The following is a 20235-nucleotide window of genomic DNA, read 5'->3' as shown; positions in this document are numbered from 1 at the left end:
TGCCGACAATCACATGATCCGAAGAAAATCGTTCGGCCCCTCGGCAGCACGATTTCGACATCTACCAGCAACGATGGCGCCGAGCCTCGTCCAGACGCCCGGATCGACCGCAATCGGTGCGTGACCTTTCCGTTATATTCACCTACGGTCATAGGTATCCCGCAAGGGAGGACCGACCAGCGGCGCCGGGCCGAGATCTACACCCGTCGGGGGTGGCCCGGCGCCGCACCCCATCGCGGACGCTCGCCGCAACCGCGACAGGTGCGACTGTCCCGAGAAGGAAAAAGTTACGAAGCAGTCACTCGCGCGGCCCGGACCTCGAGTTCGTCGGCGTCGACCTCCGCACCCCAGGCTCGCAGCGCCGACGCGGTCACGCGCAGCGACTCGGCGGACGGATTCGCGGCTGCCGCCGTCGGCGCGGGACGGCGCTTGCTTCGACCGGCCAAGGGGAACATCGCGCTGAAGAGCATGCTGAACCTTTCGTGCGGGATCTGCCAGGTAGGTACCGGCACCACGGCTGCGTGCCCAGATAGGGATGATCCGGGTACGGTTCCCCGAACACACAGAATGTCTGTTACGGGTCTACCACCGAGTAACTTGGATGTGAATGCGAACTGAGTCACATCGCTACCGAAGGCGTCGGACCTGACAGGTCACCGCGTGGGGCGCACGACCCACATGCCCGCAGGTGAGCGAAATCATGCCGTCCACACAGGGATACGGCGTGCGAGAATCACGTGACCCGGCTCACCGGATCGGCGCGAACATCTCCTCGGCGAGAAGCGTCGGCGCCTCGAGCGGGAGCAGGCGTCCCGCGCCCTCCACCACCTCGACGCTTGCGCCGATCTCGTCCGCGATCTTCCTGAGCGGAGCGACATGCACAAGTGGATCCTGATCGCCCACCACGAGCTCCACGGCGTGTCCCTTCCACCGCTGCCAGAGCGACCGGCCGATACGGGGCATCCCCGCCAGTGAGGTGCAGTACGCACCGACGCGGCAGGACCACCGCAGCGTGGCACCGTCCGGCTCGAAGCCCGAACCCGCGAGAGCTCGGAGATAGCGCTCGGTGTTCTCGAAGTTCGGCTCATTGCGCCACTGGAGGCCCGGAATCAGTGCGCGGTGCCAACGCGCACGCGGCACCAGACCGAGGGGAGCCGCGAGCACGAGCTTCTCGACCCGCTCCACGTCGGTGATCGCAGCAGCAACCGATGCGGCCCATCCGAGCCCCAGGATCGGCACGACACCGATCTCCAGGGCATCGAGGACCTCCGTGAGCCACCGGCCGTATGCGGCGTGGACGTTGCCTTCAGGGCGGGTGCATGCGCTCGCTCCCGGCAAGCCGGGCAGATCGATGAGAATAACCCGCCGGGAAGGGTCGAACGAGTCGGCGAGATCGCGCAGGCCGGCAGCGGGGAGGTCGCCTCCCGCGAGGACGACGATCGGGCGCCCAGTCGCGGGCCCGACGCTGAGCACGTGGGTCTCGCCGAGGGACGTACGCGCGACCTGCTCGTCGACCGGCCTCGACCAGTGCGACAGCATTCCTGCACACGCGTGGTGGATGACGCTGTCATCGCCGGGGCAGCGGTACGGGGACTTCGTGAGCATTCCCAGTCACCCACCGATCCGGACTACAGCGACATCTTCACAGGTGAACGGCATGTTTGGATCTTCTCTCGTACGTACGACACATCTCTCGCCGACCAGACTTCCGGCACACCGCACGACACCGTAGCTCACTCTCCGGCATTCGCGCCAGCAGGGATCCAGAAGGTATGCACTACCAGCATCAACCTCCCCTTCAGCACCATCCGCGGGTATCGTTCCGATCACGGTGTGGCTCCTGACACATCACCGTACGGTCTTGACCGCCAGTAGATCTCGCGAAAGGGGCATGATGGACATCGACGTACTCGTCGTCATCGGAGTGGGCGGAATGGGGCTTGCCATCGCACGCCGACTGGGCGTCGGCCGCACAGTGCTGCTGGCAGACTTCGACGAGACAACCCTGGGCGACGCCGCAACAACCCTCCACGGCGAGGGACACGAGGTGAAAACGCAGGTCGTCGACGTGTCCGATCACAATTCCGTTGCATCGCTCGCCGACATCGCAGCCGGACTCGGTCGAGTCACCCACGTCGCGCACACGGCCGGAGTGTCGCCGGAGCAGGCACCCATCGAAGCCGTCCTGAAGGTCGATCTGCTGGGTGTCGCACACGTCCTCGACGAGTTCGCCCGGGTCATCGCACCGCGCGGAGCCGGCATCGTGATCGCCAGCATGGCCGGCCACATGGGAGCACTACCCTCCGAGCAGGAGAGGGCGCTCGCCATCACCCCGACCGCCGAACTGCTCGATCTCCCCTTCCTTTCCCCCGAGAAGCTGGGACACCCCGGAATCGCCTATACGGTCGCGAAACGTGGCAACGCAGTGCGGGTACAGGCAGCGGCGGCCGCGTGGGGAAAGCGCGGAGCACGGATCAATTCCATCAGCCCCGGAGTCATCTCCACGCCCATGGGCCGACAGGAACTCTCCGGTGAATCCGGGCAGCGGATGCAGGGGATGGTGGACATGTCGGCGACCGGCAGACTCGGCACACCCGACGACATCGCCGGTGCAGCGGCGTTCCTCCTCGACCCGCAGGCCGGCTTCATCACCGGCACAGACCTTCTCGTCGACGGTGGCGTCGTCGCCGCAGTCCGTGCTGTTCAATGGGCAGGGTCGAACTGACGGGCAGGGTCGAACCGATCGGTCAGCCGGGCAGCCCTCGCCGCCACTGCAGATCCATCGGCAACTCGCCGATGGACTCCAGCACCGCCGGGCGGTAGCCACCGCCCACCTCGGGATCGGGGAAATGTTCCTCGGGGTCGATGAACATCACCTCGATCCCGTCGAGGTGCAGCCGACGGACCATCTCGAGCAGAACCCGGCTGCCGGCAGGGAAGACCGAACGGACGAGGGCCAGGTCGAGCACGAGCCGGGGGGTGACGATCGGTTCATCGATCAGATCGCGCACGATCGTCTCCACGTTCGTGAACTGGAGGTCGCCCTGAAGCACCAGCAGGGTGACAGCAGTGTCCCCATTTCCGAATTCCCTGCGGCGGCGCAACACGGCGTGCGCAACCATCGGCGCATCCATGAGATGCAGATTCATGTCGCCTGAAAGGCGTTCGCAGACCTCGACTCCGCGAGCACTCGTACCGTGCGGATCGAGCCGCGGCGAAAAAACCGCAATGCCCAACTGCCCCGGAAGAATTCCGATGATCCCGCCGGACACACCGCTCTTCGCGGGAATTCCGACGGTCGTCAACCAGTCTCCTGCCGCGTCGTACATTCCACACGTTGCCATCACCGACAACACTTGACGCACCACAGGTCTGGAGAAAATCTGTTCGCCCGTGTGCGGCTGAAGTCCGCCGCTCGCAAGGGTTGCAGCCATCATCCCGAGATCGGCGGTCGTCACACGCACCGCGCACTGTCGTACATACCCTTCGACCACGGCGCGCGGATCACCGGTGAAGACGTCGTAACTGCGAAGCAGATTGGCCAGAGCGAGATTTCGGTAACCGTTATCCAGCTCCGACCTGGCAACCTTCTCATCGATGTCGAGCTCACGCCCTGCCAACGACGAGAGCAACTTCAGGATCCGCTCGACACCGGAATCCGCCGGCGGAGTGGACGCCACGAGGGCGTGCGTCGCAAGCGCCCCGGCATTGATCATCGGATTGAGCGGACGACCGGTGTTCCGCTCGAGCGAGATCTCGCTGAACGCTTCACCGGACGGTTCCACACCGACATGGTCGAGGACGGCCTCGAACCCGAGGGTCTCGAGTGCGAGGCCGTACACGAACGGCTTGGAGATCGACTGGATCGTGAACGCGTCCTGGTGGTCGCCGACGGAGTACGCGTCGCCTTCCGCCGTCACCAAGGAGAGCGCGAACCGATCGGGGTCGACCGCCGCCAGCTCCGGGATGTACCCGGCGAGCTCACCGGAATCGGGTGCACAAGTGTCGAGTACCTGAGTCAGGTAGTCCGGGATCGGGGACCGCATGGCCTCATTCTGGCCCACGCGGCCCCCGACCGCTGACTCAATACGAAGTCTCGATCGGCCCGGGGGTCCACCACCCGGTCCGGTTCACCTTCTCGGTGTCCACATTCGCCGGCTCGGCCGACGCGTCGAGCGGACGATACTGCTCGATCGAACCCCAGTCGCGATCCCAGTCCTTGTCGAGGTACGACGAAATCGTGCGACCGCCGAGCAACATCTCGGTCCAGCCGAGCGGACCGCCGCCGTAGTGGTCCTGCCACAGATTCGTCGAGATGGCTCCGACACGGTCCGGGAGGACTCGGAACTCGGGGATCTCCGCGACACCGTTGCTGTGCAACATCTGATGCTGGCAGGGGAAGTTCAGGCCGACGGCCCAATCCAACAGGACCGGGGACTCGGTACCGAGAACGGCCTGTGCCGTCTGTGTCTGCGGAACGCGCGGCGGGGTGAACGCGAGCCACTGCTCCGGTGCCAGATCGTGGTCGTGCGCGACGATCCGCACCGTGTCGGCTTCCGCGGGAAGGGTGTCGAGCGGCACCCGCAGGTTCCGCCACGACGGCGCCGGTCCGATGTCGATCGGGAGGGCGGATCCGAGTGCGCGCACGGTATCGCCCTCGGTGACGCCGTATTCGAGTTCGATCCGTTGCCCGTAGGTTTCGGTGCCGTCGGCGTCGACCGAGAAGATCCGACCGGCCGCCGATATCGACACGATGTCGCCGCGAGAACCGGCCGCATCCGGTTCCGGGAGTCGGTACCAGTCGGTGGTGACGTTCCCGGTGATGCCGCCGTAGCTGCCGAGGACCGGGGTCGTGGCGGGGTCGAGACCGAACGGCAGCGCAACGGTACTGCCGTTGGCACCGGCCTGCCCGGTGCCGCCCTGAGTACCCGCCGTGCCGCCGGCCGTCTGGTCGTTGTCGGAGTCGACGGTGTTCGCGGTACCTGCATCTGCGGACTCGTCGTCGGCGGTCAGGTCATCAGCGACGCCGTCCGGGGAGAATCCGTCGCCGCCCTCGGCCACGAGCGCGTTCGCGATGTCGCCGCTGACCGGGGCGAGCATGCCCGTGTTGGGGTTCATCTCGAGCAGGACGTCGTTCGCGAGTCCGCAGGACGAGCCGGTCAGAGCATCGATGTTGGATCGCGCCACCGAGTACGCCGGGTACTGCGATACCGCGCCCTTCGCGAGGGAGAGCACCTCGAACAGCACCATCGCGGCGGCGGCAACCGTGAGCGGCGGGATCGACCACAGGCGCGAGGGTGTATCGGTGCGCGTGGACGCGACGGGGTGGATGTGCCACCACGCTGCGAGCAGGAGTGCCAACACGGTGAGCCCGAAGAACACGGTGGAGAACCCGAACCCAGCGACCGACGGCGGCTTGTCCCACCACGGCACGCCGTAGCTCGACACGTACCACCAGCCGTTGGGGCCGATGAACGACATCGTGAGTGTGAACAGCACCGCAGCCGCGAAGAGCGCACGATTGCGACGCGACCGCAGCACCGTGGGCCCCACGGCAACGGCAGCAACGATCGCCACGCACGCGGCAAGGCCGGCGTAGATGCCGAAGTGGTGGGTCCACTTCGTGGGTGCGAACATCATGAGCACCATCGCGCCGAGGGTGATACCCACGAGGCGCCGGGACGGGCCCGAGGCTGCTCCGGGGATCTTCCCGCCGCGCCGCAGCAGCGCCACGATCACCGTGATCAGGCACAGGATCATCGTGAACATCGCGAAGCGCCGCGCGAGCGACCCGTCGACGGTGATCTGCAGCAGGTACTGGTAACGCAGGTACTCCTGGAACCACGGCACGCTCGGGCCGACGACGTGCGCGGACTGCATCTCCAGTACTGCGGCCAGCGTCTGATCGGCGAACACGGCAGCGAGGATCACCACCCCCGCTGCGACGATCGGTGCGAGCACGACGAAGAAGCCGAACTTGCGGCCACGCGCCAGGACGATTCGTGCGATGGGCCGTGCACCGGCGATCAGCGCCGCGAAGCAGATGATGCCGGACGGTCCGGCAGTGACTGTGACAGCGCCTACCAGCACCGCCACCGCGGCCGGGAAGAGCCGGCGGGTAGCGATCGCACGCTCGACCGAGCACCACGTCACCAGCACACCGGTCGCGACGATCGGCTCGGGACGCAGGCCGTTGTTGAACGGCAACCAGAACGCCAGGAAGACGAATGCGCCCGTCCAGAGCGGTATCGAGTTCCGGCGGACTGCCGCACCGATCCGCGGTGCCACCTCGCGGCTGATCACCCACCAGGCGAGCAGGCCGGCGATCAGGCCGGGCAACCGCATCCAGACGCTCGCGGTGGACACGTGGGTCATGAGCGCGAGCACGTCGTAGAACGGTGTGCCGAACGGCGACTCCGGCACCCCGAACCAGCGGAAGTAGTTGGACATGTACCCGGCCTCGCCCGCAGCGCGAGCCATACCGAGCTGATAACCGTCGTCCGCGGTGTTCGCGCCGATGATGTGCCAGAGCAGCAACGTGCCCACGACGAGTCCGTCGACCCGGCGGAACGACCACCACGATGCGGGCAGGATGCGCCGGGAACGTCGCCCGTCGGTGGTGTCGAGGCGGTGCAACGACCACAGCGACAGCGCCGTAGCGAGCACCGCGACGATCATCGCGATCAGCTTGAGGTAGGTCGGGGACGACGTGAAGCGAGTGTCGAGGGTCGCGTCGACCGAGAGCCCGTCGGGAAGCTCACCCGTCAGGCCGGTGAACACTCCGACCATCTGCGGGCGGAGGTCACGCTCGAACACCTGCTCGGTGTCGGAGCCGCCCGCGCCGGTGACCGACGCCACCGTGCGGGTGGGGGTCGAGTTCACCGTGACCGTACAGCCGGCGCCCAGCTCGTCGACGGGCACCGAGATCAGCATGGTGTTGCGTGCGATCACCTCGAGGGTCGCCGGGCGCGCGTCGGAGCCGGTCGTGACCCGAGCAACGAGCCCGTACCGCTCGGCGTTCGGCGCACCCTGCGGGGAGGTCGAGACGATGGTTCCGCCTTCGGCACCCCCTGCGACCGCGCAGGGGATGGTGATGTCCAGTTCGACGGGCGCGTACGACACCAACGGCGCGGTGACACTCGTGCTGTTGCCGTCCTGCGGCCAGCTCAGCGTCCCCTGCGTCTGCGTCACGGGAAGGAACGGGATCGCGAGCGCAGCGACGATGCCCACCAGCGCACCCACCAGGGCGATGAGCCGGGCTCGCGTCACCTCGGGTCGGGTCGCCGACGGCGCTACTGCCGGTGGTCGGACGGGTTCCTCGGTCGTACTGGCCTCACTCACGCCACGCGATGCTATCCGAGATGAAGGCCTGTCCCTATTTCACCGTGTCATTTCACAGCACCGAGGTCGTATCGGCACAGGTCTCGGCCGTCGGCAGTTCATCCGCAAGAAAGATCGTCTGAGCCATCATCTTGTAGTCCGACATCTCCTCACGGAGCACTTCGATGGATTCCTCGGGATGCACCGAGTCGATCACAGCATGCTCACCGATCGCATTGAATTGATGGCTGACGCCGCGCGGGATCTGCATGTCGACGAACGAACACGGCGGCACGATCATGTTGTACCGGGTGCGACGTACTCCGTCGAGCACGTCGGGCAGGTCGTCTTCGAAGGTGACGGGACGGAACGGGGTGACGCCCGGAACGTCGGTCACCTCGAACGGCGACAGGCTACCCACCCGGATGCGGGTGTCAGGTCCGGTCATCATGCGCACGAACCGCAACCCGGTATGCAGATGCATGCGCGAACAGATCCCACGTTCTTCGATGTTGTAGAAGTCCATGATGTAGCGGTCGGCGAAGAACCCGTCGAAGGGTGCCTCGATCATGTACACATCCCCTTCCTCGAACGATTGGGAACGAACGATGCCCTCTGCATCCGGGGTGGTGGCCGCGTCACTGTCCTTGGCCTTGGTCACGATGCCGGCAAACGCACGGACCACGACCAGCGCGACTTCCGCTGGGAACTCGGCGACCGGGGTGACGACGCAGCGTCCCGCATCCCGGAATTCGGCGACGTCGTGGACCTCGTTGTCGTCGTCAGCACGACGCTTGAGCGTGGTCGGGGTGGCGCGGGGATCGGGATCGGGCATGCCGGGAGAACTCCTGATATCGGATCGTTCGAACGATGTCGTGCGCGGGTTCGTGTCGCTGCGGGTCCGGATCAGGGCCCGATCCGGAACGACCGCAACCACAGTTCGAGGGTGAGGACGAGCCACAGTTTTCCGCCCTGGCGTGGCAGCAACGTACCTTCACCTCGCATCCAACGGCGGACCGTGTCCTCACGGAACAGCCCCCGCGCACGTGCAGACGGCCCGAGCAGCAGATCGTGGCCGAGGTCATGGAGCGGACCGGTGAGCCACTGCTGGACCGGAACCCGCATCCCGCTCTTGGGCCGGTCCACGATGGTATCGGGCAGCAGGTCACGGACGGATTCCTTGAGAATCCACTTCTCGGACGTGCCGGCCAGTTTCAGATTCGGCGGGACCCGGAACGCGTGATCGATGACCTCACGGTCGAACAACGGAGCTCGTCCTTCCACACCACTTGCAGCCGTGAGTCTTTCCACCTTGGTGAGGATATGATGGGCACCCTTCGTGCGCAGGTTCGTGTGCAGCAACTGGTTCAGCAGGCTCGTCATCCGACCCTGCTGCAGATACGGCATCAGTGCCTCCGTGAGCGGTGGTGCACTCTCGAGTTCTGCGAGGGCGTCCGCCGTGAGCAGCACCGGGAGATCGTCATAGCACTTGCGGTAGCTGTCGAGGTATGCGCGCGCCCGCACTTCCGGGCCGGGGTCGTCGCGGAACAACTCGAAGATCAGCATCGGCAGATTCTTCGGCCCGCCGAATACGGGATCACCGCCCTCACCGTTGAGGATCGTGCGCACACCGTCTGCTGCAGCCGCCTCCGCGAGCATCAGATTCGGCACCGTCAGCGGATCTCCGACCGGGCAGTCCAGCAGGGACACGGTCGTCGCCAACCGTTCGGCGACCGCGTCACCCGGGACGGTGAGCACCCGATGATTCGTATGGCAGTGCGCAGCAACAAGTCCGGAGTAGGCAAGTTCATTCGGGGTCGTACCGTCGAATGCGATGGAATACGAGCGGACCGGGTTGTCGTGCAGCTTCGTCGCGAGTGCGGTGACAAGGCTGCTGTCGATGCCGCCGGAGAGCAACACCCCGACCGGCTCACCCTCCGGCAGTCGTCGCATGGTTGCCGCCTCGAGCAACTCACGCAACCTGTCGACGTGGTCTCGAGTCGACCTGCGGTCTTCGATTTCCCTCGGTTCCCAGTAGGTTTCTTCGAGGATCGACCCGTCCTGATGCAGGCGCACGCACCGGCCGGGGAGGGCCTCATGGACACCTCGCAGAAAGGTTTCGGCCCCTGGAAGGTACGCGAATGTGAGGAACGACTGCACCGCGGACAGGTTCAGTCCGGTGTCGAGATCAGGCCATGCCCGCAACGCGCGCAGGGAGGTCGACGCCGCCCAGATGCCACGAGCACGCGCATAGAACAGTGTGCGCGCGCCGACGTGATCGCGCACCAACACCAGTTCGGCGCCGTCCGTGATCGCCAGTGCGAACATGCCGTCTGCCAACGCGATCCCACCGAGGCCGAGCCGGGCGTAGCAGTGCAGCAACAGCTCCGCATCGTCGCAGTGCCGGTCCGGCGCGTCCGCGCCGAGTCGGGCGCGGAGCAGATCCCCGTTGAAGAGCGTGACCTCGCCGATCCCGGTCAGCGCCCCGACCGTGTAGGGGCCGGTCGCTGTTCCCGGTCCGTCGAGCAATCCGACTCCGTGAAATCCCGGCGCAGGTCGGCCCCCGACCGCCCGCACGTGCATGTCAGGATCGCCCTCGCCCAGGAAGGCACACCACCGACTCACCGCTTCTCCTCAGTACTCGGTCGATATCCGCTCGGTCGACATTCGCTAGCCGAAGTCGCCACCACCGTCGTCACCCGGGCCGCCCCAGTCTCCGTAGTCGGAGCCGCTGTCCGCGCCCACGAACTCGTCGTCGGCGTCGAGCTGTAATGCCTGCTCTTGCTCGGGTGTCAGAAAATCCGGGGGAAGTGCGATCGACCCGAGAAGGGCTGCACCCGCGACAGCGGTGAGGATACCGCCGAGCCGGCCACCGAACTGGGACCTGTTGGTGGTGAGAGCGCCGTCGCTCCACAGGGTTCGACCGTATCCACCCTCGCGCCCGTAGATCACCCGCCCGTCGCCGTATGTCCGCTTGATGAGGTCACGTCCCAGTGGCTCGTCGGTGCCGGTCATCCCGTGATCGTCGCGCCAGAAGACCACTCCGCTCTCTCCCCGCGACCGCCATTCCGTCCGTCCGTCGGTGTACCTCCGGCAGACCGTGCCGTCGGTCAGCAATTCGTCGGCATAGTGGAACTCGCGGGGTTCGGGCTGTGCCGGTTCGGGCTGTGTCGGTTGGGGCACTGTGGCTCCTTCATGCGGTCGGCCAGGTCAGGAAACCCGTGCGGCGGGCACTGCGCACGTCGACGAGCGGTGTGGTGGTGCGGTGGATTCCTCGGACCAGTCGGTGGACGGTGCGCAACAGGACTGCTGGATTCACCGATTCCACCTCGACCGCCCGTCCGAGTGCGTGCGGCAAGTGGAGCGGCGCAGCCTGCGACGGGATGAGCCCGATCGCGGCGACCCGCACTCCGTCCGGGATGTCGGTCAGGGTAGGCAACCGGGCGGGGAGGCCCAGTCCTTCCTCGCTCGCGTCGTGCAGCACGTACACAGTGGCGCCGCCGGCGCGGTCGAGCATCGCGGCGATGCCCGGGTCGAGTGGAAGATCGTCGGCGCTCACGACCGGGCAGGCCGACTCCATCGGCACGCCGTTCGCCCGCAGCATCGCAGCGACCTGGATCGACTCGCAGACCAGCAGACGGGGCAGGCCGTAGTCGAACAGATCCGGTTCCGTCGTGTTCCGGCCTACTCCTCGGGGAAGCGGGCGGGCCGATTCGAGCAGTCCGGGGATGGTGCCGTACCGGTCCAGCGCCGCACGGAACAGCAGATCGGGCACGAACGCCGGGACTGTGAACGCGGGCCGGCGCGGAAGCCGGTGTGCGGGTACTACGCCACGGCAGAGTTCGAAGTAGAGCTGCCGTTCGGTGAACCGCACTCCGTTCGGTGCAGCAGCTCGCTCGATCGCGCCACGCAGGAGCCGGTCGAGCACCCTGTCCGTCATGCCGTGGGCCATGAGAGGAAACCCAATTGTCGTGCGAAGCGCCGGTCGGGATCCGAATCGCCCTCGATCCGCTCGGCGGCGGCGGAGACGGCTGCGAGCAGCCGGGCCGGCGGTATGGCCGCGATCGGGGACCACCAACCGTCCTGCAACCAGTAGATTTCCTCCCGCGACAGCGGTTCGCCGTGTAGGAACTCCGTCGCGGATCGAGGAAGGACCGGCTCCCTCAGGTTGATTGCCGACAGGTCATCCATCACGGATCGAGGTGACAGACCGACCACGCGCACCCTGTCGCCGAGCACCGGACGTGCAGCGCGCACCGAGCCGAAACCCGCGATGCTCGCGTCATGCAGCATCAGCACCGGCAATCCCGGTGGGACGTCGTCGATGCTCTCGACCAAGCGCATGCCGTATCTTTCCGGCACTCGATTCGCTGCCAGGCAGGCCCTCACGCTCGGATCAGCGCAGGTCAGCACCATCCGTGGGTCGGCAACCTCGGGGATCCCGACCCACTCCTCGTGCACAACCCCGGTCGGCAATCCGCCGTACACCGCTGTCCACGGAGCGAGAACGTCGTCTCGGAACGCTTCGTCGGTGACCTGCATCCGAACATGTGCACGCCTGCGGAGCAGTGGCCACGACGCGCGGATCACCGCGAGTCCGATCACCAGAACGAGGAGGCCGAACACGGGAACCTTCCACCAGCCGGAGTTGCTCAGTATCGCACCACTGACGATGGACCCGATGTACGTCGGGACGACCACGATCGCGACCCACGATCCGACGATGGTCCAGTAGGCCTCCTTCAGGCTCGGAAGTCGCCGTCGGGCAGCTGCATACCGTAATTGTGTCGCCGTCGAGTACAGGCCCCGGCCGGCGGAGAGCTTCTCCGAGAGTTTCCGTAGCCGCAGGTCGTGCAGCGCGTACGGGCATTCTTTGGGTTCGAGGGCAAAGGGGCGCGTGCACTTGGGGCATCGACGGTCTGTTCGTTCCCTACGCAGGAGGTTCTCGCTGCAATGTGGACAGATCATGACCTGCCCTCCCTCCCGCGTTCCGTGCTGCCTCTCGGCCGAATCTGTGGATCATCCGGATACTAACGGTCGCTAACGAGTGCAGCCACCGTTACCGGGCACCTCGAGAGCCCGGTAACGGTGGCTGTCATTTCGTCGAAGTCGGTGTCGCCATCGTCCATCCGCGGTCTCAGTCGCGTTCAGTCCACTGGTTCATGGGCAGCGGGGATCGAACCGAGACGCCCCGCCTGGAAGTCCTCGAAGGCCTGGATCACTTCCGCCCTCGTGTTCATGACGAACGGTCCGGCCATCGCGACCGGCTCACGGATCGGCTTGCCGCCCAGAATGAATACCTCGACCGACTCTGTACGCGAATCCTGGGTATCAGCTGCGGCGATCGTGATGGTCTCACCGCGCCCGAACACTGCCAATTGGCCGTCTCGCACAGGACGCCGCTCACTCCCGACCAGGCCGCTCCCGGCCAGAACGTAGGCGAGCGAATTGAATTCGGGATTCCACGGCAGCGTCACGCTTGCACCTGGCGCGATGGTGGCATGCAGCAACGTGATCGGAGTGTAGGTGGATCCGGGACCCTGGTGGCCGTCGAGTTCGCCGGCGATGACGCGGATCAGTGCGCCACCATCCGGCGAGGAGAGCAGCGCTACTTTGCTACCGGCGATGTCCTGATAACGAGGAGCCACCAGCTTGTCGCTCTTCGGCAGGTTCACCCACAGCTGCACCCCATGAAAAAGTCCGCCCGTCACGACGAGTTGCTCCGGCGGGGCTTCGATGTGCAGGACGCCACCGCCCGCAGTCATCCACTGGGTGTCGCCGCCGCTGATGACACCACCGCCGCCGTTCGAGTCCTGATGCTCCATCGTCCCGTCGATCATGTAGGTGACGGTCTCGAAGCCGCGGTGCGGATGCCAGGGTGTGCCCTTCGGCTCTCCGGGCGCGTAGTCGACCTCACCCATCTGATCCATGTGGATGAACGGATCGAGGCGTTCGAGGCCGACGCCCGCGAATGCGCGGCGGACCGGGAAGCCTTCACCTTCGTATCCGGTGGGTGCGGTGGTCACCGACAGGACGGGTCGTGCGACAGAACCCGGCGCAAGTTCGGTGACGCGCGGTAGCGCGAGGATGTTGTCGACGCTCACGGCAGGCATTGGCTCTCCTCCGGGTCATGTAGTTGATTTATCAACTATCTCTAGAGTATCTCAACGCAGGAGCGGGAGCAGTATTCCCTGACGCTCCGGGGCGTTCCGGTCGTCAGAACAGCGTGGGGTCGTCGAAGCCCGGGGTTCCCTCGGCGGCGAGCAACGCACGTTTGGTGACGGTGCCACCCGAGGCAGAGAAACCACCCAACGCGCCATGAGCCGCCAGCACACGATGGCACGGGACCAGAATCGGAATCGGGTTTCGACCCAGAGCCTGCCCCACCGCCTGTGCGCTTCCGGGGGAGCCGATGGCGGCAGCGACGTCGCCGTAGGTGCGGGTCCGGCCGGGCTCGATCGCACGAGTGACGGCATAGACCCGGCGGTCGAAGTCCGGAAGGCCGGTGAGGTCGAGGTCCACATCCGTCAGCGGATCGGGCTCACCCCCGAGCAGTGCAGTCACGCCGTCGATGACGCGACGCGCGAGTGGGCCGGGCCGGATCGGCGCAGCATCCGGAAAAAGATCACGGAGACGAGTGGTGGTCGCCGCATCCGAACTCTCTGGCAGCTGAAATCCGGCGACACCGTCCTCGCGCCACACCACCGCACACCGGCCGAGGGCGGTGTCGAACAGCGCGTAGGACGTCACCGTTCCAGTATGGCGGCAAACACCGACACCATCTCGTAGCCGGTGACGCTCAACGCCGGAGGAGAACGTCCAGCAGTTCGGGGCCCGACCAATTCCGCCGGCCACCACGCTCGGCATCACGGATCAGTTCGACGAGCCGATCGTTGACCGGTGTCGCGACGCCGTACTCACGGCCGAGCCGCACTACTTCGCCATTGATCCAGTCGACCTCGGTGACACGACCGGCCTCGAGGTCCTCCCACATCGACGATCGGGCGAGAGGATCGATCTCGAGCATCGACGACGCAACGTTGCGGAATACGACGTCCGGCACCGTCAACAGACGCGGGATCCATGCCGGCGGCAGCGGTGTCAAACGCGCCGCGGTGCGTCCCGCACGCTGCCCGACGGCGAGGGCTTCGCGTTGTGCCGCAGCGATGCAGCGGCGGTAAGAACGTTGCGACAGTTCGGTCTTCAGGGGCAGACCCGACAGTGCGTTGATCGGATTGTTCAGATTCAGGAGCAGCTTCGCCCAGAGCACCGCGTCCATGTCGGATCTGACGGTCAGTGGCAGTCCGGCCGCGTCGAAAAGTCCCAGGTAGGGAGAGAGCAGGCCGCTGCCCTCGACCTCGATGCCACCCTCGGATCCCTGGTGGAATCGGCCGGCGCCCTGCGCCACGACGTTGAACGGCACCATCCCCGTCAATACCGGACGAGTGATCTTCTCGCGCAACACGACCGCGTTGGACAACCCGTTCTGCAGGCTCACGACGATCGCATCATCGCGCAGCAGCGGAGCCAACGTAGCTGCTGCTTCCGCTGTGCCGGAGGACTTCACGGTCACCAGCACCAGCGACGCGTCCACGACCGCATCCGGGTCGGTGCGGTAGTCGACGGACCCGACCCGCACATCGGCGCCGTCCAGATCCGTCAGATGCAGGCCGTGTTCGTGCGCTTCGTCGGCGACCCGTTGCCGCCCCACGAACACGACGTCGGATCCCGCCGCGACCAACCGGCCCCCGACGTAGCATCCGATGCTGCCTGCCCCGTACACGGCGATCGTGGGCATCTACGACAATCCCTTCTCAGAACGACGGGTTGGGGCGGACGAAACGCTCGTCGATGTCGGCGATCGACCGCGCGCCCGTCAGCGCCATGGTGAGGTCGAACTCGGCGATCACATTGCGGATCACCTCCTCGACACCCCGCTGCCCCGCGACAGCGAGCCCGTACATGTAGGGGCGGCCGAGCAGCACCGCGTCGGCGCCGAGCGCGAGTGCGACGAACAAGTCGGTTCCGCTCCGGATTCCGCTGTCCAGAAGCAATGTCGGCTCACGGCCGATCGCGGCCCGGATCTCGAGGAGCGCATCCAGAGAGGCGATCGAGCCGTCGAGCTGCCGTCCGCCATGGTTCGACACCACCACCGCATCGACACCGAGATCGACGGCGCGACGCGCATCGTCGGGATGGAGGATGCCCTTGAGCACGATCGGCAACCTCGTGCGATCGCGGAGCGTCGCCAGATGCTCCCAGCTCAGACCGGGATTGGAGTAGATGTCGAGGAATGTCTCCGCCGCAGCGCGCGGTACCGGAGACCGCAGGTTGTCGAGAAAGCTACCCGGATGGTTGCGGGTCATAGCCATCAGCGTGCGGATCGCACCGAGAGTGATGTCGGGCCGCTCTGCGACCATTTCACGTGCGGCGTCGATCCGCTGCCGCACGATGTCGCGGAAACGCGGATCCGACGTGTACTGCGCGATGCCTTCGCCACGCGCGAAGGGCAACGACCCCAGGTTCAGGTCCTGCGGGCGCCACCCCAGCATCGTCGTGTCGAGGGTGACGACGACCGCCTCGGAACCGATCGCCTCGGCACGATGCAGCAGGCTGTCGACGAGTTCTTCGTCGGAACTCCAGTAGAGCTGGAACCAACGGGAAGCGGAGCCCATCGCAGCGGCGCAGTCCTCCATCGGGTTGCAGCCCTGGTTGGAGAAGATGTACGGCGTGCCCGTCGCCGCGGCCGCACTCGCGATCGCCAGGTCGCTGTCGGGTGCCATCAGTGCGCCCGCACCCACGGGAGCGAGCAACAACGGCGACGACAACGATGTGTTCACGACGGTGGAGCTCAGGTCTCGTTCGGTGACGCCGTGCGCCATGCGAGGGACGATCGCCCATCGGTCGAACGCGCGACGGTTGTTACACATCGTACGACCCTCACCTGCACCGCCCGCGACATACGCCCAGGCACGCTTCGAACTGGCGCGCTGCGCCGCGCGCTCGAGATCGCCGAATGCCGTGGGCACCGCTGGCCTGCGGCCGAGCGCACCGTCGCGGTAGACGACGCCCTGACGGTCACGGCCGGGTCCGACGGCCGCGGAAGCAGCGGTTTCTGTCACGAGTTCCCCTCTCGAGCATGGTGGTGCACCGATCCTTCCCCACAACGGGGGATCAGGGAACCGGGATCCTCCGAATGTGGTGGACTCGAGTGCATGTACCGCGAGTACCCGTCGACCTCCGATGTGGTGGCATGCACGTGGGAACGCCGGAGTAACGCGCCTCCTGCGCAACTGATCGTTCCGGACGGCTGCCTCGACCTGGTGTGGTTCGGCGACGGTCGCATGGAACTCGTGGGTCCCGACACCTCGCCCCGCAACGTCCGCACCGGCCATGCCGACGAGATCGTCGGGATCCGCTTCGCTCCCGGGGCGGCGCGGACTGTCGTCGGCACCTCCAACGCCGCTTCGTCTACGAGGTCGGATACGGCCCGAAGACCTTCCGCCGGGTTGTCCGCCTCCACCGATTCCTCGACCTCCACCGATTCCTCGACACCGTGAACGAACAATCCGACCTCTCATTCGCCGCAGCGAGGGCCGGATACTCGAGTCAATCGCACCTGAACGACGAATTCCGAGCCCTCACATCCCTGACTCCTGTCCGATTCTTGGAAGACAACCGTCGCTCCGCGCAATAGCGTTTCGTTCATGAGCAACGATCCGAAGACCCTCCGCAGCCGCCACGTCAGTCAGGTCATCGCATGTCCGCCCGCACAGGTATACGAGTTCGCTGCGAATCCCGACAACCTGCCCAGGTGGGCGTCCGGCCTGGCACAGAGTCACGTCGAGCGCGACGGCGACGCCCTCGTGGTGGACTCTCCCATGGGTCGTGTCACAGTGCGGTTCACACCGCACAACGACCTGGGCGTACTCGACCACGACGTCACATTGCCGTCGGGTACGACGGTGAACAACCCGGTGCGCGTACTCGCACACCCGAACGGCTCCGAGATTCTCTTCACCGTTCGCCAGATCGACCTGTCGGACGAAGAGTTCGACAGGGACACCGCGACGGTCGCAGAGGATCTCGAACGCCTCCGCGACCTCCTGGAGCGGTAGGAGCACCACGCCTGTTCAGGACAACATGGCCTCGATGAGGTCGGCGGCACGCGAGGTGCCTGCTTCTGCCAGCGCGTCGGCACGCAGCTGTACCGAACGCGTGCGCACCTCCGGATCATCGACCAGATCGACCAACGCGGCCCGCAGGTTCTCCGGCGTAGCGTCCTCCGTGTCGATGCGGCGGGCAACACCCAGCTCGACGAGCTTGTCGGCGTTCATGAACTGCTCGGCGGCCTGCGGCACCGCGATCATCGGCACGCCCGCCAGCAACCCTTCGCCGCAGCCGCCCATGCCGGCGTGGGTGACGAAGGCGTCCGCCTGCTCGAGAATGGCCCGCTGCGGGACCCAGGAGTGCACCTCGACGTTGGGTGGGATATCGCCGAGTTCCTTCGGGTCGGTGTACTTGCCGATCTGGAGTACGACGTGCCAGCCGGGCAGGTTGCCGTAGGCCGCCAGGCACCGCCGGTAGAACTCCGGCTGCCGGGTGTATGCCGAGCCGAGCGAGATCAGCAGCACGTTCTCCGCGTCGACCGGACGAGTCCAGGCGTCGGGCTCGGCGCGCAGGTCGAAGCAGGGCCCCACGAAGGTCACCGTGTCGGTGTCGACCCGGTCGGCGTGCGGCTGCATCGCCCGCGTGATCAACGCCAGAGCATGAGCGGGACGGCTGGGGAAGACATCCACGTCGGTAGTGGTTGCCCCGCACTCCGCGAGCCATCGCGAAAACTTCGTCCTGTATGCGTCGGCACCCGGGAGTTCCCACAACTGCGCCGCGACCTCCTGGTCGTAGCCCTCCCAGGAGACGAACGTCGGCGACAGCTGCATGAGGGGTCTGCCCTGCGATTCGGCGAGGGCACGCGCAGCGTAGGCGCCGATGTCGTACAGGTACAGGTCCGCCGGATCGTCGTCGTAGGCAGCATGCAATTGGGGGAGTGTCCGGATCGCATCGTCGAGGAACAGGGTCATCGCTGCGATGGGATCGTCGGGCCAATCATTCTCGGCCACCGGCAATTCGGAGGAGACGGGGACGAGTTCTGCGCCGGCGCCGTCGATCAGTTCGGCCACTGCCGGGTCGTTGGCGTATGTCACTCGGTGGCCACGGGCAACCAATTCGCGGATGATCTCGAGACTCGGCAGGACGTGGCTGACGGCGGGGACACCGACCATCGCAATGTGGGCGCGGCGAAGGGGCATGCACAGGACTGTAGCCCGCGCTCCGGGCACACGCATCCGAATAAATCACCGAGCCCGGGCCTGTCGATCGGCCGCATACACTCGTCAGGCCCATCACCGAAATGCGAGGAGAGTGCATGCGGTTCGAGCTGGACGCCCTGTCGGCAGACGTACCCGTGAATCAGGTCGACGAAGCCCGGAACTTCTACGCCTCGAGACCTTCCGGGCGCGGCCCCAACAGTTTCGACGAGTTGACGGAGATACGGGCAAAGACGCCTGCTCCGTCGCCGGCTGAACCACCGGCACTCGAGGAGACGGTCGAACACGGCAATCTTCGCGTCCCGGTACGGATCACACTTCCCGTCGGCGGTCGGATCCGCGGTGTCTACCTGAACATCCACGGCGGTGGCTTCTACATGGGTTCCGCAGCCAGAGATGATGTGTCCAACCGCGAGCTCGCCGATGATCTCGAGATTGTCGTCGTCGGCGTCGGCTACCGACTGTCACCCGAATGCCCGTGGCCCGCCGCCCCCGACGACTGCGAGGCGGTCGCGGCATGGCTGGTCGAGAATGCGGCGTCCCACTTCGGATCGTCACGGTTGATCATCGGGGGACGTTCGGCGGGGGCGTCGCTCGCCGTCACCACGCTGCTCCGGCTTCGGGACATGGGAATTGCCGACGGGTTTGCCGGTGCCGCCTTGCAGTTCGGTACCTACGACATGAGCGCACTGACCCCTGCCGGGCGTCTGATCGCCGACGAGTACTTCCTCCGCGCCTACGTCGGTCACGTCGCCGACCGCACCGACCCGGACATCTCCCCGATCTATGCAGACCTGCACGGCCTACCGCCAACGCTGATGGTGGTCGGGAGCGAGGACGTGCTGTTGGAAGACAACCTCGCGATGGCCGGTCGGCTGTCCGCAGCCGGCAACGACGTCGAGCTCCGGATCTATCCCGAAGCGCCACATGGGTTCACGGGCCATCCGACCGCACTTGCCTGGACGGCGCGACGCGGTATCGATGCGTGGATGCTCGAACGGCTCGGAATCAGCGATGCGGAGCGGCAGACTCGCTCGTAACCCCTTGGCGCAGAGTCCGGTAGCCCGCCGCTGTCATGACGTGGCCTGGAACGCCGTCGCCAACGCGGCACGCGCCTTCTCGAGCCCCGGGGAGGCGAGCCCGATCTCGGCCAATTCGGTTTCGACGTTGGTCATCTCGACATCCGGAAGCCCGCACGCGATAGCGTGATGCCACGGCTGCATGTCGCCTTCGACGTTGAGCGCGAACCCATGGGTGGTGATGCCGCGGCCGGACCGCATCCCGATGGACACGATCTTCCGGCCGGTCTTCTTCGTCCACACCCCTGTGAGCAGGTCGGCGCCCCGCGGGGTGTCGCGCCGCTCGGCGGGAACTCCCAACGCGTCGAGCGCGTCGACGAGACGGTGTTCGACCTCGCGGACATAGTCCACGACGCCCTCACCTGCACGAAGCTCGACGATGAGGTATCCCACGATCTGGCCGGGCCCGTGATAGTTGACGTCCTCCCGGCCGTGAACGACCGGGATTCCTACCGCAGCACGCCGTGCCGCCTCGGTGGGTTCCTGTTTCACAGAGCCGCGCTCCCCAC

Annotated in this window: 19 protein-coding genes; 4 read left to right on the top strand and 15 right to left on the bottom strand. The window is 66.1% G+C overall.

Translation table 11 applies throughout. The annotated features are described in order from the left end of the window. Window positions 1-287 precede the first annotated feature (287 nt). Window positions 288-470 (bottom strand): hypothetical protein, encoded by a 183-nt coding sequence (locus tag EV641_RS28385; protein WP_132476814.1) that lies wholly within the window; start codon window positions 468-470, stop codon window positions 288-290. A 277-nt stretch (window positions 471-747) separates the two neighbouring features. Then, complete coding sequence (locus EV641_RS28380) at window positions 748-1605, bottom strand: alpha/beta hydrolase (protein ID WP_132476812.1); 858 nt, start codon at window positions 1603-1605, stop codon at window positions 748-750. A 289-nt stretch (window positions 1606-1894) separates the two neighbouring features. Here EV641_RS28380 and EV641_RS28375 point away from each other — a divergent pair, with 289 nt between their 5' ends. Beyond that, complete coding sequence (locus EV641_RS28375) at window positions 1895-2725, top strand: SDR family oxidoreductase (protein ID WP_132476836.1); 831 nt, start codon at window positions 1895-1897, stop codon at window positions 2723-2725. A 22-nt stretch (window positions 2726-2747) separates the two neighbouring features. Here EV641_RS28375 and EV641_RS28370 read toward each other — a convergent pair whose 3' ends face one another. The 11 genes from EV641_RS28370 to EV641_RS28320 all read right to left on the bottom strand — a co-directional run bounded on the left by EV641_RS28370 (window position 2748) and on the right by EV641_RS28320 (window position 16442). Next, the gene (locus EV641_RS28370) at window positions 2748-4046 is read right to left on the bottom strand and encodes a glutaminase (protein WP_054717425.1); all 1299 of its coding nucleotides are present in this window, start codon (window positions 4044-4046) and stop codon (window positions 2748-2750) included. A 37-nt stretch (window positions 4047-4083) separates the two neighbouring features. Further along, on the bottom strand, window positions 4084-7269 hold the full coding sequence (locus EV641_RS28365; protein ID WP_132476834.1) for an arabinosyltransferase domain-containing protein: 3186 nt from the start codon (window positions 7267-7269) through the stop codon (window positions 4084-4086). Between the two features lie 124 nt (window positions 7270-7393). Continuing rightward, window positions 7394-8155, bottom strand: a complete 762-nt coding sequence (locus EV641_RS28360) for a hypothetical protein (protein ID WP_054715654.1) — start codon at window positions 8153-8155, stop codon at window positions 7394-7396. Between the two features lie 71 nt (window positions 8156-8226). Next, window positions 8227-9945: an asparagine synthase-related protein gene (locus tag EV641_RS28355; RefSeq protein WP_132476810.1), complete on the bottom strand. Its 1719-nt coding sequence runs from the start codon at window positions 9943-9945 to the stop codon at window positions 8227-8229. 45 nt (window positions 9946-9990) lie between these two features. Continuing rightward, the gene (locus tag EV641_RS28350) at window positions 9991-10503 is read right to left on the bottom strand and encodes a hypothetical protein (RefSeq protein WP_054715648.1); all 513 of its coding nucleotides are present in this window, start codon (window positions 10501-10503) and stop codon (window positions 9991-9993) included. Window positions 10504-10513: 10 nt separating this feature from the next. After that, on the bottom strand, window positions 10514-11260 hold the full coding sequence (locus tag EV641_RS28345; RefSeq protein WP_132476808.1) for a hypothetical protein: 747 nt from the start codon (window positions 11258-11260) through the stop codon (window positions 10514-10516). Then, window positions 11257-12288 carry a hypothetical protein gene (locus EV641_RS28340; RefSeq protein ID WP_132476806.1) on the bottom strand — a complete coding sequence of 344 codons (1032 nt, stop codon included), beginning with the start codon at window positions 12286-12288 and terminating at the stop codon, window positions 11257-11259. The genes EV641_RS28345 and EV641_RS28340 overlap by 4 nt, the downstream gene beginning before the upstream one ends. Window positions 12289-12467: 179 nt before the next feature. Then, the gene (locus EV641_RS28335) at window positions 12468-13433 is read right to left on the bottom strand and encodes a pirin family protein (RefSeq protein ID WP_132476804.1); all 966 of its coding nucleotides are present in this window, start codon (window positions 13431-13433) and stop codon (window positions 12468-12470) included. A 103-nt stretch (window positions 13434-13536) separates the two neighbouring features. Next, entirely contained in the window at window positions 13537-14070 is a 534-nt protein-coding gene (locus tag EV641_RS28330; protein ID WP_054715640.1) for a methylated-DNA--[protein]-cysteine S-methyltransferase, read from the bottom strand. 49 nt (window positions 14071-14119) lie between these two features. Next, the gene (locus EV641_RS28325; protein ID WP_054715638.1) at window positions 14120-15118 is read right to left on the bottom strand and encodes a 2-dehydropantoate 2-reductase; all 999 of its coding nucleotides are present in this window, start codon (window positions 15116-15118) and stop codon (window positions 14120-14122) included. Window positions 15119-15134: 16 nt separating this feature from the next. Next, complete coding sequence (locus EV641_RS28320; RefSeq protein WP_132476800.1) at window positions 15135-16442, bottom strand: alpha-hydroxy-acid oxidizing protein; 1308 nt, start codon at window positions 16440-16442, stop codon at window positions 15135-15137. A gap of 93 nt (window positions 16443-16535) precedes the next feature. Here EV641_RS28320 and EV641_RS30055 point away from each other — a divergent pair, with 93 nt between their 5' ends. Further along, a complete protein-coding gene (locus EV641_RS30055; protein WP_241997531.1) occupies window positions 16536-16880 on the top strand; it encodes a DUF6597 domain-containing transcriptional factor in 345 nt (114 codons plus the stop codon). 147 nt (window positions 16881-17027) lie between these two features. Beyond that, complete coding sequence (locus tag EV641_RS28310; protein ID WP_054719323.1) at window positions 17028-17438, top strand: SRPBCC family protein; 411 nt, start codon at window positions 17028-17030, stop codon at window positions 17436-17438. 15 nt (window positions 17439-17453) lie between these two features. Here the strand turns inward: EV641_RS28310 and EV641_RS28305 are convergent, their stop codons facing one another. After that, a complete protein-coding gene (locus tag EV641_RS28305) occupies window positions 17454-18629 on the bottom strand; it encodes a macrolide family glycosyltransferase (RefSeq protein WP_199233416.1) in 1176 nt (391 codons plus the stop codon). Between the two features lie 116 nt (window positions 18630-18745). On the opposite strand from EV641_RS28305, the gene EV641_RS28300 reads away from it, so the two are divergent. After that, complete coding sequence (locus EV641_RS28300; RefSeq protein WP_054719320.1) at window positions 18746-19687, top strand: alpha/beta hydrolase; 942 nt, start codon at window positions 18746-18748, stop codon at window positions 19685-19687. Window positions 19688-19720: 33 nt separating this feature from the next. On the opposite strand, the gene lipB is transcribed toward EV641_RS28300, so the two are convergent. Next, on the bottom strand, window positions 19721-20235 hold a 515-nt coding region (gene lipB / locus EV641_RS28295; protein WP_132476798.1), incomplete at its 5' end, for a lipoyl(octanoyl) transferase LipB.

It is taken from the genome of Rhodococcus sp. SMB37, from assembly GCF_004345605.1.
In the GTDB taxonomy this organism is placed as follows: domain Bacteria; phylum Actinomycetota; class Actinomycetes; order Mycobacteriales; family Mycobacteriaceae; genus Rhodococcus.
Note: the sequence above shows the minus strand (reverse complement) of the source record. Positions and strands in the feature narration are given on the sequence as shown.

What these genes read in the sequence shown, in the direction of transcription:
- EV641_RS28385 (WP_132476814.1), bottom strand. Translation starts at nt 470, where the DNA reads ATGCTCTTCAGCGCGATGTTCCCCTTGGCCGGTCGAAGCAAGCGCCGT.
- EV641_RS28380 (WP_132476812.1), bottom strand. Translation starts at nt 1,605, where the DNA reads ATGCTCACGAAGTCCCCGTACCGCTGCCCCGGCGATGACAGCGTCATC.
- EV641_RS28375 (WP_132476836.1), top strand. Translation starts at nt 1,895, where the DNA reads ATGGACATCGACGTACTCGTCGTCATCGGAGTGGGCGGAATGGGGCTT.
- EV641_RS28370 (WP_054717425.1), bottom strand. Translation starts at nt 4,046, where the DNA reads ATGCGGTCCCCGATCCCGGACTACCTGACTCAGGTACTCGACACTTGT.
- EV641_RS28360 (WP_054715654.1), bottom strand. Translation starts at nt 8,155, where the DNA reads ATGCCCGATCCCGATCCCCGCGCCACCCCGACCACGCTCAAGCGTCGT.
- EV641_RS28345 (WP_132476808.1), bottom strand. Translation starts at nt 11,260, where the DNA reads ATGACGGACAGGGTGCTCGACCGGCTCCTGCGTGGCGCGATCGAGCGA.
- EV641_RS28340 (WP_132476806.1), bottom strand. Translation starts at nt 12,288, where the DNA reads ATGATCTGTCCACATTGCAGCGAGAACCTCCTGCGTAGGGAACGAACA.
- EV641_RS28335 (WP_132476804.1), bottom strand. Translation starts at nt 13,433, where the DNA reads ATGCCTGCCGTGAGCGTCGACAACATCCTCGCGCTACCGCGCGTCACC.
- EV641_RS28325 (WP_054715638.1), bottom strand. Translation starts at nt 15,118, where the DNA reads ATGCCCACGATCGCCGTGTACGGGGCAGGCAGCATCGGATGCTACGTC.
- EV641_RS30055 (WP_241997531.1), top strand. Translation starts at nt 16,536, where the DNA reads ATGTACCGCGAGTACCCGTCGACCTCCGATGTGGTGGCATGCACGTGG.
- EV641_RS28310 (WP_054719323.1), top strand. Translation starts at nt 17,028, where the DNA reads ATGAGCAACGATCCGAAGACCCTCCGCAGCCGCCACGTCAGTCAGGTC.
- EV641_RS28305 (WP_199233416.1), bottom strand. Translation starts at nt 18,629, where the DNA reads ATGCCCCTTCGCCGCGCCCACATTGCGATGGTCGGTGTCCCCGCCGTC.
- EV641_RS28300 (WP_054719320.1), top strand. Translation starts at nt 18,746, where the DNA reads ATGCGGTTCGAGCTGGACGCCCTGTCGGCAGACGTACCCGTGAATCAG.